We start from the raw sequence: 13,275 nt of genomic DNA, 5'->3' as shown, positions 1-13,275 counted from the left end.
GCCAGTAATGTGGCAAACACCCTAACCCATCCGTGCCGTGCACGCCAAATACCGGGATTATCATTTCGCCATGGCGCCAACCGATCTGGGACTTGAAGTCAGGCCGTCCGCCATCTTCCGCAACGTGGTCATGGCAGCCCATGTGCTGGCGGGCCTGGCGACCTGGCTGGCGGGTCTGGCCGGCTGGCAACCGGCCGTGCTCGTGATTGCCCTAGCGGCCAGCTTCATCCAATACACCCGTTCGCGGCGCACGACCGTGTTGCGCGGCCATGCGGACGGGCGGCTAGAAATCCGGGTCGGCGACGATTGGCACCCGGCAACTGTCGGGCCCGATACCGTGGTGCTGTCCTGGCTGGTCGTAATGCGCTACCGGATGGAAGGAGGGCGCCGACACGCGTCGCTCGTCGTGCTGCCCGACAGCCTTCCGGCCCAGGATTTCAGGCACTTGCGCATCTGGCTGCGCTGGCAGGCGCGAATGACCGCCGGGGCTGGACGAGCGGATGCCGGCTCGATTTCGCCGTGATCGGCATTCCACTATGCTATGGCGCAGTCGAGCCAGGGTGCGGAGTCGTTCAATGAGGTTCCCAAACGATGCGTGAAGCCATACTCGTCGCGGGAGGGGCCGGCACTGTCCGATCCCACATGGTCGGGCGGCGGCCAGGTGCCGGCCGCGAGGTCCACGCGCGGGTCTGGCATCGGGCGGAACGCGCCCTCCTGAAACAGTCAGGCGGCCAGGGAAGTCCGGCGGGTCGGGGGTGAGACAGGCCATGGCGGATTTGAAGGTCACCGTATACACACCGGAATCATCGCTGCGGAATCCCCGGCGCATGCTCCGGGACATGTTCGGCGATCTGCTCGCGGGACGCGAACTGGCCTGGCAGCTCGCCCTCCGGGACATCAAGGCCCAATATCGCCAGACCGCCCTGGGACTGCTTTGGGCGTTCATCCTGCCGCTCGCCAATACGGCCGCCTGGCTGCTCATCCAGCACACGGGGGTCGTCACGATACGGGATACGGGGATTCCCTATCCGGTTTTCGTATTTACCGGCGCCATGTTGTGGGCCATCTTCATGGATGCCGTGAATGCGCCCCTGCAGCAGACCGTCGCCGCCAAGCCCATGCTGGCGAAGATCAATTTCCCACGCGAAGCGCTGGTCCTGTCCGGGATCTACCAGACCCTGTTCAACGCCGCCATCAAGCTGGCAGTGCTGATACCCGCGTTGTGGCTCATGGGCGTGACACCCGGCGTCGGGTTGGCGTTCCTCCCCGTAACCGTGCTTTCCCTGGTCCTGGCGGGCACGGCATTTGGATTGCTGCTCACCCCCGTTGGCATGCTCTACACGGACATCGGCAAAGGGTTGCCGCTATTGATGCAATTCTTCATGTTCCTGACGCCCGTGGTCTTTCCGATGCCGTCGGCAGGTTGGGCGGCGACGCTATTCCAGTACAACCCGCTGACCCCTCTGATCGTTACCGCGCGCGAGACGCTGACCGGCTTCACGCCGCACTTCCTGGGTGACTACCTGTCGGTCAATGTCGGCATGCTGGCATTGTTGGCAGTTGTGTGGGTGGTGTACCGCGCGGCCATGCCCATCCTGATCGAGCGCATGAGCGCCTGACACCATGACAGATACCATGATCAAGGTTGAAGGCGTATCCAAGAAGTTTTGCCGCAACCTAAAGCGCTCGCTCTGGTACGGCATGAGCGATTTGGCGGGTGAACTGGTCGGTCGCCGTCACGGTGGCGACGGTGGCCTGCGTCGTGACGAATTCTGGGCCATCAAGGATGTTTCATTCGAGGTGAAACGAGGCGAAGCACTCGGCTTGATTGGCCACAACGGGGCTGGGAAAACGACGTTGCTTCGCCTGCTGAACGGTTTGATCAAGCCGGATGCAGGACGTGTGGAAGTGAGGGGGCGGGTCGGTGCATTGATCGCACTCGGAGCGGGTTTCAATCCGATTTTGAGTGGTCGAGAAAACATCTACATCAATGCATCCGTATTGGGCTTGAGCAAGCGTGAAATCGATTCAAAGCTGGATGCCATCATTGATTTCTCGGAAATCGAGGACTTCATCGATGCGCCAGTGCAGAGCTATAGCTCAGGCATGCATGTGCGGCTGGGGTTTTCCATTGCCATCCACCTTTCACCCGACGTCATGCTTGTGGATGAGGCCTTGGCTGTTGGGGACGCAAGATTCCAGAAGAAATGCTTTGATCGCATTCAGAAACTGCAGGGCCAGGGCACAGCTTTTATTGTGGTGTCACACAACCCCTACCAAATTGAAAGCCTTTGCCAAAAGGTTGGTGTAATGCACAAGGGATGCATGCCCCCTGTTTGTGACGGTAAGCAGGCCCTCAATCTTTATCATGATCTGGTACAACAAAGTCTTCCCCCTCTGGGTCGGTCCAAGACAGATTATCGAGAGGGAACGGGTGTGTTGAGGTTCGAGAGCTTAAGGGTTGTAGACGCTAATGGCCAGGAGCCTAACGTTGTTAACACGTCAGATACTATATGTATTGTGGCTGACATTAATGCAGAGCAGAGGTTATCCGGTCTGAGATTCAGATTCGAAATATGCTCTGCCAATAATGCAATAGTAATTATGGCGACAGCTAATGGGGTCTCTGAGAGTCAGATATTCGAAGGAAAGAGATCTGTTTCATTCACTATGTCGCCATGCCAGCTTACAAGTGGTTGGTACTACATTAATGCTGTGGCAAGTGACGGTAAAGTGAGGCTTGATACATGGCAGCGCGCCTTGGAGTTCAGAGTAACGCAAAGGGATGGCCCAGGGCGTAATCTGTCTACTGACCAGGGCGTGTTTGTGTGTAATGGGCACTGGGACTTTATGTCGTGTATCTAGACGAGTGCAAGGGTGTTATTAATGGTCGAATATGTTGATCCGAGAACCCATGATTTTCTCGAGTTAAGATCGAATGGTTTGGTCAATATGCACACTGGTTCCTTGGTGGCCCCAGTCGTTGACGGAATTCCTAGATTTGTAGATCCAGCTGATAACTACGCCGAGAGCTTCGGCTATCAATGGAAGAAATGGCACAGTATTCGAAGCGATGTCCGGAACCAAGGCTACAATCTCCAGAGCGTTATTCTCGAGCGTACGCATTTCTCAGAATTCAAGCTTGAAGGTAAGACCCTGCTGGAATGTGGTATGGGGGGTGGCGATGACACTGAGGTTCTTCTCAGGCTGCCATTTTACGAGGTGCACTCGTTTGATTTGAGTACGGCGGTTGAGCGTGCCGCACAATATTTAAAGGATCCCCGCTTGCATATTTCGCAAGCCTCTATCTACGACATTCCATATCCGGATCGTAGTTTTGATGTGGTCTACTGTCACCGGGTTCTACAGCACACCCCAGACCCCGCGCTGGCCTTGCGGAATATTTGTGCGAAAGTGAAGCCGGGTGGGTTGCTTTTCGCTCATTCTTACAAACGATCTAGGCGCTACATGTCGGAATGGCGATACAAGTACCGGTGGCTGACTAAACGATTGCCGTGGCGAGCAATTGTGTTGTATCTGGATATCGCAGGGCCTTTTTTGCACAGGCTGAATCGATTCATGTATAGGCACCGGTTAACCAGATCTATCGCATATAAATTCATCCCGTTTTACTATCTATCCAGGCATGCCGAGGGTGGGATGACTGCGGAAACATCCGTGCTTGAGTTGGAAAAGCAAATTACCTTTGACGCGCTTACTCCGTGGCACGACCATCCCATGCGTCCCGATGAGTTTCGGTCCATCATCGAGTCTGAAGGTTTCGAAATTCTCTATATGACCGAGCATCCTATTTCACCCATGTACTGTACTGCCATCCGTCGCGACAGGTCGGCCTGACAATCCATGTGCGGCATTCTGGGTGTGGTGTCGACGGATAGGCCAAATATCGATCAGCAGTTATTCGATCGGATGCTGGATACGTTGCGCCACCGTGGGCCGGATGGTCGAGGAGTCACAATACTGGACAATGGCCGCGTTTGGTTCGGCCACCGCCGGCTGGCAATCATCGACCTTAGCCCTGCCGGAGCCCAGCCCATGTGCAATGAGGACGGCACGGTATGGATCACCTTCAATGGCGAAATCTACAATTACCGGTTGTTGCGGGCGGAATTGTCGCAGTTGGGGCATCGCTTTCGTTCCGAGTCGGACACGGAAGTCATCGTGCATGCTTGGGAGGCCTGGGGTAAGGAGTGTGTCCATCGCCTGCGCGGTATCTTTGCCTTCGGCATATGGGACGAGCATACAAAGGAGTTGTTCCTGGCGCGGGATCATGTGGGCGTGAAACCGCTCTACTACAGCCAATACGCTGGTCGATTCACCTTTGCCTCGCAGCCACGGGCGATTCTGGAGGACGGTGCATTTCCACGAGAGATCGACGCTACCGGATTTCGTGATTATTTCGCCTTTGGTTATGTGCCGCGCGAGCGCAGCGCGTTTGCCGGCATGCGCAAATTGCCTGCTGGCCATTGGCTGCATCTCAAGGCAGGGCGCACCGAGGTGCGCGAATATTGGCACCCCGAATATCGGCCCGCCCGGTTAGGTGCCGTTGAGGCGGTGACTGAAGTACAGGGCAGGCTGGTCCAGGCGATAGACAGCCAACTCGTATCGGACGTGCCGGTCGGTTGTTTCCTCAGCGGTGGAATCGACTCCAGCCTGTTGGTCGCCGTCGCTCGTCGAACCATTGAGCTACGTACGTTCACCGTTGGCTTTGACGAGTCGAGCAGTGACGAGCGTGTCCACGCACAAGAAGTGGCTACCCGGTTTGCTACAGAGCACCACGAACAATTGTTGGGCAGGCCACGTGTTCAGGCGGTGCTCTATGAGATAGCAGAGTATTACGACGAACCTTTCGATCCGAATGGCCCCATGCCGTTCATGGAGGTGGCGCGCCTGGCGCGCCGACATGAGACGGTCGTTGCCCTTGGTGGCGACGGTGCAGACGAATTGTTTCTGGGTTACCTACGCTATGACGATTTCGACCGGCCGCTGCGATGGTCGGGGCGATTTGGCCGACGGCTCTGGTACTGGGCGCGGGGGAACGGTCTGCTCGGAGCTCGAGCACTTTCTGACGGAGACATGGAGCGCTATTTTCGCTATGAAGGCGCATGTACGGATCAGGAACAGGCCGGCCTCCTTACCGCCGAGTTCAGGAAGCAGGTCGAGGGGAATGCATTGGATACGCTTCGGCCCTATTTCCAGTCCGGTCAGCCGGCATTGCTGACGGCTCAACTGGCCGACATAAGCCACTACTTGGTTGATCACATCCTGTGCAAGGTGGACCGGGCGGCTATGGCGCATGGGGTAGAGGCCAGGGTGCCATTCCTGGATATCGACTTGATTCAGACTGCTCTTTCGTTGCCTATTGAACTCAACTACGCGCGTGGCGAGCGGAAGTCTTTGCTCAAGCGCGCCGCACGGGCGTTTCTTGGGCCAGAAATCCTCACCCCGCGAAAGAAAGGGTTCAGTAGTCCCTTGGCATCTTGGTTGGACGCGGACCTGCGTGCCTGGGGCAATCGCCTGATCAACGATGGGGTGCTGGTCGGTCGCGGTGTGGTCCGGCCCGATTGGGAGAATGGCTTGTTGGTGCGTGCACGCGCGAATGCCTGGGCCAGCATCCGTACTTGGTGGTTGTTGGTGGAAGCCGAGTTATGGGGCCGACGTTGGATCGAGGGCGGACAAGCTTGGGGCGGGCATGATGTTTGACGATCTGGTCCAAAGCGTGGCCCGTCGACTCGTGCGTTTTTCCAAGCGGCGATCACGCAGGAATCTGCATGCCTGGCTAGAAGAATCAATTCGCGAGTTTTCGGCAAACGGACAAGGTCTGGTCATTAACATCGGAGCGGGCGGGGAGGTGGCTGGTTGGCTCGATGACTTGGGGGTGAGGGCGACATCCATCGATATCGACCCGAACCGGCATCCTGATCTGGTCGCTGACATGGAGGATTTGTCGGCCCTCGCCGATGCTTCAGTAAGCATGGCAATTTGCATTGAAGTACTTGAACACGTGCGGCACCCCCATCTCGCTGTACGGGAACTGAACCGTGTCCTACAGCCCGGTGGCGTGCTTGTCGGTTCAACGCCTTTTCTTCTGGGAATACATGATGCGCCGGCGGACTACTTTCGTTACACCAGTCACGGCCTGAGGATGTTGTTCGCAGATTTCGAACTCCTGCAATTACGTGAGCGCAATGGTTATTTCGATGCCGTAGCTGTCTTGTTGCTCCGCCGATTCGCCGTTGGTACACGGGGCGAACGTACGGCTGCGCTGCTATTGAGTCCGGTTCTGATAGCGCTGACCTACATTTTGGAACTGATCGGTCGCGTCCTGCACTCCACGGATGGCACTACTGGTTACTTTTTCGTCTATAGAAAGCTGGAGAAAACCATGCACTCGGAACCAGACAACGTCGATGCCGATAGGCCAAAGGCACAGGACAACGGCGGATGAACATTGCGATCTTTGCCCGTGCATCCTTGGTCGACCGCATGGCCTGGAGCTTCGAGAACAAGGCTGTAAATCCCGCGACTTGATGTATCGAAACAGTGCGCGCACTTTCTAAACATTCTCTCGACGACATCAGCATCATCGTTCGTGAATGCGGGGAACGCACCGCAGACGCCTGTAGCGCACTGCTGGCGGAGGCATTCGAAGGGCAGACGGTACATCGGGTTACTGGCAAACCTTTCGTATATACATTGCGCCAATCATTGGAACTTGGGGCCGCATTAGGTCGCCAGTGGACACTGTGTATTGATGCCGATGTCCTAGTTCAATCCGAGTTGATTGAATTCATGACAGAAGCAAGGGAATTGCCCGAGACAACATTTGCTGTGCAAGCACTGGTGCTAGACAAACTTCTGCCCTCCAAGCGGCCTGCTGGCAATCATTTGTATCGAACCAGCCTTATTCCGCAAGCATTGCGTTTGCTTTCTGGTGAGGAAACGTTACGGCCCGAGACGGAGATGATCCAGGCGATGCGGAGAGCGGGGTATGGATTCTTCCAGTCTGACCGAGTAATCGGCCTGCACGATTACGAACAGAATTGGGAGGACATATTCGCGAAGGCTTACTTGCATGCACATAAGCATCGCCAACTTGAGGACAGCTTTCTGCCTATCTGGCGCAATCTTGCCAAAGTCGATGACGACTATGCTGTAGCCATGGCGGCTTGGGAGATTGCATCTGGCGAGAAAGACGTCCCCCGTGTCTGCCGCGATTTCATGGCGGCGCGATTCGCTGACAGTGGCGTCGAGGTGCCTGAGAAAGTGCCCTTGGCCATGCCTTCCCTGCAGGGGATAGAAGAACTGTTCGGCAAGATGGCATCCACCAATATGGAGCTTGAAAGCCATTATCGTCGGCTACAGAGGTCTATAGACGCTTCTGTATTCCCCGCGAGAACCCGGGGCAACTGGTTGGTAAGAAAAGGAAGGACTCTCTTACGATTTCTTGCCCGCTGGTTGAGAAAGCTGGGATATGGGGCAGCGTAGTAAAGACGCGCACATGATGGGTGACGCCGGGCAAGTGGTTCAGCTTCCATCCCGTCGCCGCATATGCTTCGTGATCGACTCGCTTACGGGCGGTGGTGCGGAGCATGTGATTTGTGAGGTCGCGTCAGGGCTCGATCCAAGCCGTTACGAAGCGCAGATAGTGCTCACGCTTGGAAGAGCAGTTGATCAGAGCCCCGCTGCTCATGTCACTGTCGTTGTCCTGCCGAACAGCAAGTGGGTCGGTACTGTGCAGGGATGGCTTGCAAGCAAGCTCGACCGGGCCATGGCCTTGCTCCTGGCGCCATTCTTGAATACAGGTGAATCTAGCGTTAAGACTCGGTTGCATGCTCTCGCTCAGGATATTCGAACATTCCGCATAATGAGCTCCGTGTTGGGTATGCATATCCAGCACTGGCGTCCGGAATGCGTCGTCAGCTTCTTGCCAAACAGCAACATGCTTGCCTTGTTGGCAAAAACGCGATTTGGTCTCTCTATCCCCCTGATTTGCTCCGACCGCAACTACTTGACCAGTGAGCTCGTGCGTTTGCCGTGGCCTGGCTTGCGACGGGCATTTATCCGACGTTTCTACCCGAAAGCGGATGCTCATGTCGCGGTGGCACCCAATGCCGGAGAGGATCTGCACACCAGTTTTGGTGTTCCGGCCGACCGTATTCACACCATCTTCAACGGTGTTGATATCGCTGAACTTCAAAAAATGGCTAATGTCCCCATGGACGATTGGGGTACAACATCTGAGCCGCGTCTGCTGGCCGTAGGGCGTCTCAGCCGGCAGAAAGGCTACGATATTTTGTTACGTGCCTTGGCACGGATAAGCGGTCTACCATGGCGGCTGACGATCTTGGGTACTGGGGAGGAGGAGAGGGCCTTGCGGGAACTTGCCAGCCAGGAGGGGATTGCAGATCGCGTTGAATTCGCGGGATGGCAGGCGAATCCATACAGATGGATGAAACGCAGTACGTTGTTGGTTATGAGTTCGCGCTGGGAGGGTATGCCCAATGTCCTGCTGGAGGCAATGGCGTTGGGGTTGCCCGCTGTCGCTACTGATTGCCCAACAGGGCCCGCCTTGCTTCTCGATGGAGGGCGGGTTGGACGCTTGGTGGAAAACGGGTCCGAATCGGCACTTGCAGATGCCATTGCAGGCTTATTGAATTCGCCGGAGGAGCGGCGTCGACTTGGTGATCTGGCGCGGGAGCGCAGCAGCCATTTCACAACGAGTCTCATGGTTGAGGCGTATCGGGTGCTGATCGATGCGACGGTCGCGTCTTCTAGCACGCGGCCCGAGAAAGGATGAGTAGGGTGCGAGGGATTACCCTGTATTCATTCGACGTATTCGATACCTTAATAACCCGCCCGTATGCGCGGCCGGTGGATCTGTTTCGGCGCTTGGCGATGGATATCCTCGGTGACGGCGTTGATGAGGCGGCGTTGGATGCATTCGCACTGGAACGAATCAATTCCGAGGCACGTGCCAGAACGCACAGGGGCGAGAGGGATGACATCACATTGGCGATGATTTATGAGGAGTTCGCCAAGGTGCCGGCTTACGCGGGTTTGGCCGACCAGGCGATGACCCGTGAGGTGGAATTGGAGCTGGCGTCGGTCATTGCGGTGCGTTCAATGGTCGACCAGGTGCATGACCTTATGGCTGGAGGGCATCGAGTCGTTGCTATTTCTGACATGTATTTGCCGACCCATGTCGTAACGGCGATGCTCAATCGGGCCGGCCTGGCGTTGAGCGATGATGCGGTATATGTGTCTGGCGAAATTGGTCTCAGCAAGCGTTCCGGGCGCCTGTTCGACTATGTGGCCCAACGAGAAGGGCGGGCGCCTGGGCAGTGCTTTCATACCGGCGACAACAAGAAATCAGATGTGGAGCGACCCCGACAGCGTGGGTGGCGTGCTTCTTTGTGCCTGAAGGCGAGAGAAAATCGCTTTGAGGTGCCGGCGACGAATGACTACTGGCTGACGACGAGGGCGGCGGGTGTGGCTAAAGCGGGCCGGCTGCGTAACGTATCCGGCAATATCGCGGCGGCCCACATCGGGTCGGGAGTCGTTGGCCCCCTGTTGTGTGCGTTTGTGGCGCATGTTTTGTTCGATGCAAGAAAACAAGGCCTTGATACGCTTTATTTTGTTTCGCGTGATGGGCAAATCTTCCTGAAGATCGCGCATGCGCTCCAAGCCAGTGGCCTCGTGCCCGAGATTGAATGCCGCTATCTCTACGGTTCCCGCCAAGCGTGGCTGCTTCCATCGGTTACGGAAGCTACCCGTGAACAAATTGGGTGGGCCTTTCCAAAGGGCGCATCAAGTGCTCCGCGAGACATTCTTCGTCGGCTGGAACTGGAACCGTCAGAATTCTCCCAGGAGGCATCCCCGTGTACCTTGTGGGGCTGTGAACTTGATGCGATGCAATCGGAGGAGGAGGTTGATCAATTCATTGGGCATCTCCTGGACTCGCCTGCGGCACAACGCATTGTGGATAGAGCAAATGAGCGCAGGCGGAATCTGATTGGATATCTTGGGGAACAGGGCTTCCTCGATCCAAAGCGACGGCATGCGCTGGTCGATGTCGGCTGGTCTCTTCAAAGCCAGGCGGCACTCCGGCAATGTGTGAGGGCTGTTGGGCATAACGTCGATGTGCGCGGTTACTATTTTGGTGTGTCAGGCGGGCATGCCCCACTGGAACGCGTCGGCGAGGCCGCAGCGTTCATCAGCACACAGAAAAGTGCCGTTCCCCATCGCGCCGAAGCTAGATGGTTGTTCCGCCTGTCAACAATCTTGCTGGTTGAACACTTGTTTACGCTCGCCGATCACCCCGGCGTGGCGCATTATCAAAACTCCGAGAATGGTGTTGTCCCTTTATTCAAACCGAATGATTCGGATGCTCGGCTCATTGCCTTCACCCACGATTTACATTGCGAGGTGACAGCCTACGCAGCCTTGGCGGCCTCTTCACTTCGAGATGAACTTACATCAGATGCGTTCCTGCATTGGAGTCTGGAAAACGTTCGTCGTTTTGTGTGCGAGCCGAATTCGGAGGAGGTGAAGTTCGTAGAGTGGTTGCCGGCAAATAGGGAAATCACTCACGACCCGAGGCATACCGCCCAGCTTGCAAGTTCTTTGTCCTTGTCGGATATCCTGAAAATGGTTATGCACGACTTGTTCCCGAGGCGAGAGAGCTTTTTTGCGTCAGGTTACGCCTGGCACGATGGTGCAGTAGCTATTTCGCCTTTCTACGTAAGAAATGCATATTGGTTACTTAAGCATTTCAAGCGGGTTTGGCGCGGCGGTTCAGGAGGCTGATGCTCCCCTCGATAAAGGCTCTTCACTTCTTGATTGGGGACCAACTGTGAACGTCCGCACTTTGCTGTCGAGTACGGCACACCTGTTGTACCTATGCGGTTGTCTAGTGCCGAAATCCAAGGACGTTTGGGTGTTCGGAGCATGGATGGGAGTGCGTTTCACAGATAATCCCATGCGGCTTTTCCTTTATGCTCAGGCGGCTGGCGAAAAAAAATGTGTCTGGGTGGCTTGGTCGCCGGCGTTAGTCAGGCGGTTGCGCAGGCAGGGGTATGAGGCTTGTTATTGCGCTAGTTTGCAGGGACTCTGGTGGCAAATGCGCGCTGGCAAGGTTTTCTTTACGCACGATATAGACAAGGACATGCTGGGGCCGGCCATCTCCGGTCGGACACAGCGGTACCAACTCTGGCACGGCACACCACTGAAGAAGATACGCTATGGCGTCAAGGCGGGGGACCGCAAGGTCGGTGTCTCCACAGGCCGAAGGTTATTGCACGTCCTGTTTCCATGGAAATCCGACACGGGCTATGACTTCGTCCCGGCCGCGTCGGATGCGAGTATTGATCACCTCAAGGAAGCTTTTCGTACAGAACATGTCGTCGTGACTGGGTACCCGCGCAACGATGTGTTGGTGCCCGGCGATATCGCCGATTCCAGGCCGCCGGTGACACGTTGTATCTACATGCCGACGTTCCGGGGCGAATTCCAGACCACCGAGAGCTCGGTGTGGACAGGACGGTTTCTCTCGGAGACCGGGTTCGATGTGGAGCGACTCGACCGGGAGTTCCTGGCGATGGGCATTACGATGACGTTGCGCCTGCATCCGACCAACATGCCAGATCCTGGGATGATTGAACGCATTCTTCACTCGCGGACGATCAATTTCGACACCACCGAAGATATCTACGGGTTGCTTAACACGTACGATCTATTGATTACCGACTATTCCAGCATCTTTTTCGATTTCGCGATCACCGGGAAGCCGATCATCCATGCTCCCTTCGATCTTGAGGACTACAAGCGCCGGAACCGCGACCTCTATTTCGAGTACGAGGAGATCAGCCTGACGCCTGCGGTCAGGTCCTGGGATGATGTTATCCAGCTCATACGGGAATTCCGCGAGCAGGGCGCATCGCCGGATTACATCGCGCGCTACCGGGCGTTGGCGAACAGATTCAACCGTTACATCGACAACGAATCCAGCCGGCGCGTCTATGAATGGGCGTGCGGCCATGTGCGCTAGCCTTGTTTACTGAGAGGTCAAGCATGAAGCGCGTTATCACCTTCGGTACCTTCGACGTGTTCCACGTCGGCCATCTCCGCATCCTGGAGCGGGCGCGGGCATTGGGCGACTACCTGATCGTCGGTGTCTCGACCGACGCGATGAACATCGACAAGAAGGGGCGTGCGCCGATCTACCCGCAGGATGAGCGGCGCGAGATCGTCCTGGGACTGGCCTGCGTGGATGAGGCCTTCTACGAGGAATCCCTGGCGCTCAAGGGCGAATACATACAGCGCTACCAGGCAGACCTGCTGGTGATGGGCGATGACTGGGCCGGGCGTTTCGATGAATTCCGCCGCCTGTGCGAGGTGATCTACCTGCCGCGCACGCCCTCGATCTCAACCACGGCCGTCATCGAGCGGGTCAGGCGTTGATGATGGCGGCCACCTTGCGGCCCATACCCGAGAGGCGCTTCATTTATGAATGCACCAGGCCCTGACGACTATACCGACGAAGAGCTGCATGCGCTCTTCCATAACAATCATGAAGCGGCATTCGCCGCCTATATATCCGGGTCACGCCATTCCTCCGACAAGCAGGCGTTCCTATTCGATTGGATGGCGCCGGCGCCGGACGATTTTATATTGGAGTGCGGCTCTTCCAGCGGCAAGACATGTGTCGACCTGTCGCGGCGTGGGAATTGCCGTACCTTGGGGGTCGACTTCGATGCAGAGGCCGTGCGCATTTCATCGGCCATGCGCGATAGGTATTTCCCGGGGCTGAAGGAGCGGTGTCAGTTCGTTCTCGGCGATCTGACAACGATGCGGTTCGATCCGGGCCTGACGAAGATTCTCATGCCAGACTTTACCGAGCATATTCCAGACAGGGTGTTGCTTGCGATTCTCAGGAATATCCGGCGTCAATTCGACGACATCGAATTGTTCATATACACGCCCGCGAGGTCCCATGTCTTCGAGATTCTCAAGCACCATAACATCCTGCTGAAAAATCCCTCCGGGCATATCAATGTCAAGACCATGGCCCAGCTGCTGGACGTGCTCCGAGAGACGGGCTGGGTGGTCACCAGCGCAGGCTGGCGCTGCTCGTCGATGTGGTACGTCAAGCCGATTGAATTGGCTTTTGGCTATCTGCCGATAGTCGGGAAATATTTTCAACGGCGCCTCGCGATCAAGGCTAGGCCAGACAAGGCGGCCACGTCTTGATGA

The 13,275-nt window shown here is 56.5% G+C and carries 12 protein-coding genes; all 12 read left to right on the top strand.

Annotated elements, in window-relative coordinates:
• Positions 1-37: 37 nt before the first annotated feature.
• The 12 genes from EZJ19_RS09195 to EZJ19_RS09140 all read left to right on the top strand — a co-directional run bounded on the left by EZJ19_RS09195 (position 38) and on the right by EZJ19_RS09140 (position 13,272).
• Positions 38-523, top strand: coding sequence for a protein YgfX (locus tag EZJ19_RS09195; RefSeq protein WP_131446848.1), 486 nt, complete (start codon positions 38-40; stop codon positions 521-523).
• Positions 524-767: 244 nt separating this feature from the next.
• Positions 768-1,619, top strand: a complete 852-nt coding sequence (locus EZJ19_RS09190) for an ABC transporter permease (protein ID WP_131446846.1) — start codon at positions 768-770, stop codon at positions 1,617-1,619.
• Positions 1,620-1,635: 16 nt separating this feature from the next.
• Positions 1,636-2,865: an ABC transporter ATP-binding protein gene (locus tag EZJ19_RS09185; protein ID WP_206199380.1), complete on the top strand. Its 1,230-nt coding sequence runs from the start codon at positions 1,636-1,638 to the stop codon at positions 2,863-2,865.
• A gap of 21 nt (positions 2,866-2,886) precedes the next feature.
• On the top strand, positions 2,887-3,858 hold the full coding sequence (locus EZJ19_RS09180) for a class I SAM-dependent methyltransferase (protein WP_240754723.1): 972 nt from the start codon (positions 2,887-2,889) through the stop codon (positions 3,856-3,858).
• A gap of 6 nt (positions 3,859-3,864) precedes the next feature.
• Positions 3,865-5,724, top strand: coding sequence for an asparagine synthase (glutamine-hydrolyzing) (asnB, locus tag EZJ19_RS09175; RefSeq protein WP_131446840.1), 1,860 nt, complete (start codon positions 3,865-3,867; stop codon positions 5,722-5,724).
• The gene (locus tag EZJ19_RS09170; protein WP_165873527.1) at positions 5,714-6,469 is read left to right on the top strand and encodes a class I SAM-dependent methyltransferase; all 756 of its coding nucleotides are present in this window, start codon (positions 5,714-5,716) and stop codon (positions 6,467-6,469) included. Before asnB ends, EZJ19_RS09170 begins: the two co-directional genes overlap by 11 nt.
• A gap of 95 nt (positions 6,470-6,564) precedes the next feature.
• Positions 6,565-7,509, top strand: coding sequence for a hypothetical protein (locus tag EZJ19_RS09165; RefSeq protein ID WP_131446836.1), 945 nt, complete (start codon positions 6,565-6,567; stop codon positions 7,507-7,509).
• A complete protein-coding gene (locus EZJ19_RS09160) occupies positions 7,496-8,821 on the top strand; it encodes a glycosyltransferase (RefSeq protein ID WP_131446834.1) in 1,326 nt (441 codons plus the stop codon). Before EZJ19_RS09165 ends, EZJ19_RS09160 begins: the two co-directional genes overlap by 14 nt.
• A gap of 5 nt (positions 8,822-8,826) precedes the next feature.
• Positions 8,827-10,830 (top strand): HAD family hydrolase, encoded by a 2,004-nt coding sequence (locus EZJ19_RS09155; RefSeq protein ID WP_131446833.1) that lies wholly within the window; start codon positions 8,827-8,829, stop codon positions 10,828-10,830.
• Complete coding sequence (locus EZJ19_RS09150; protein WP_131446831.1) at positions 10,772-12,070, top strand: CDP-glycerol glycerophosphotransferase family protein; 1,299 nt, start codon at positions 10,772-10,774, stop codon at positions 12,068-12,070. The genes EZJ19_RS09155 and EZJ19_RS09150 overlap by 59 nt, the downstream gene beginning before the upstream one ends.
• Before the next feature lie 23 nt (positions 12,071-12,093).
• A complete protein-coding gene (locus EZJ19_RS09145) occupies positions 12,094-12,483 on the top strand; it encodes an FAD synthase family protein (protein ID WP_131446829.1) in 390 nt (129 codons plus the stop codon).
• Positions 12,484-12,528: 45 nt separating this feature from the next.
• Entirely contained in the window at positions 12,529-13,272 is a 744-nt protein-coding gene (locus tag EZJ19_RS09140; protein ID WP_131446827.1) for a class I SAM-dependent methyltransferase, read from the top strand.
• Positions 13,273-13,275 lie beyond the last annotated feature (3 nt).

The sequence above is a fragment of the Parasulfuritortus cantonensis genome, assembly GCF_004337445.1.
Lineage (GTDB): Bacteria > Pseudomonadota > Gammaproteobacteria > Burkholderiales > Thiobacillaceae > Parasulfuritortus > Parasulfuritortus cantonensis.
Note: the sequence above shows the minus strand (reverse complement) of the source record. Positions and strands in the feature narration are given on the sequence as shown.

Coding starts and splice junctions, on each gene's coding strand:
- EZJ19_RS09180 (WP_240754723.1), top strand. CDS start 2,887: ATGGTCGAATATGTTGATCCGAGAACCCATGATTTTCTCGAGTTAAGA.
- EZJ19_RS09185 (WP_206199380.1), top strand. CDS start 1,636: ATGATCAAGGTTGAAGGCGTATCCAAGAAGTTTTGCCGCAACCTAAAG.
- EZJ19_RS09145 (WP_131446829.1), top strand. CDS start 12,094: ATGAAGCGCGTTATCACCTTCGGTACCTTCGACGTGTTCCACGTCGGC.
- EZJ19_RS09150 (WP_131446831.1), top strand. CDS start 10,772: ATGCATATTGGTTACTTAAGCATTTCAAGCGGGTTTGGCGCGGCGGTT.
- EZJ19_RS09190 (WP_131446846.1), top strand. CDS start 768: ATGGCGGATTTGAAGGTCACCGTATACACACCGGAATCATCGCTGCGG.
- EZJ19_RS09140 (WP_131446827.1), top strand. CDS start 12,529: ATGAATGCACCAGGCCCTGACGACTATACCGACGAAGAGCTGCATGCG.
- asnB (WP_131446840.1), top strand. CDS start 3,865: ATGTGCGGCATTCTGGGTGTGGTGTCGACGGATAGGCCAAATATCGAT.
- EZJ19_RS09160 (WP_131446834.1), top strand. CDS start 7,496: ATGGGGCAGCGTAGTAAAGACGCGCACATGATGGGTGACGCCGGGCAA.
- EZJ19_RS09170 (WP_165873527.1), top strand. CDS start 5,714: ATGATGTTTGACGATCTGGTCCAAAGCGTGGCCCGTCGACTCGTGCGT.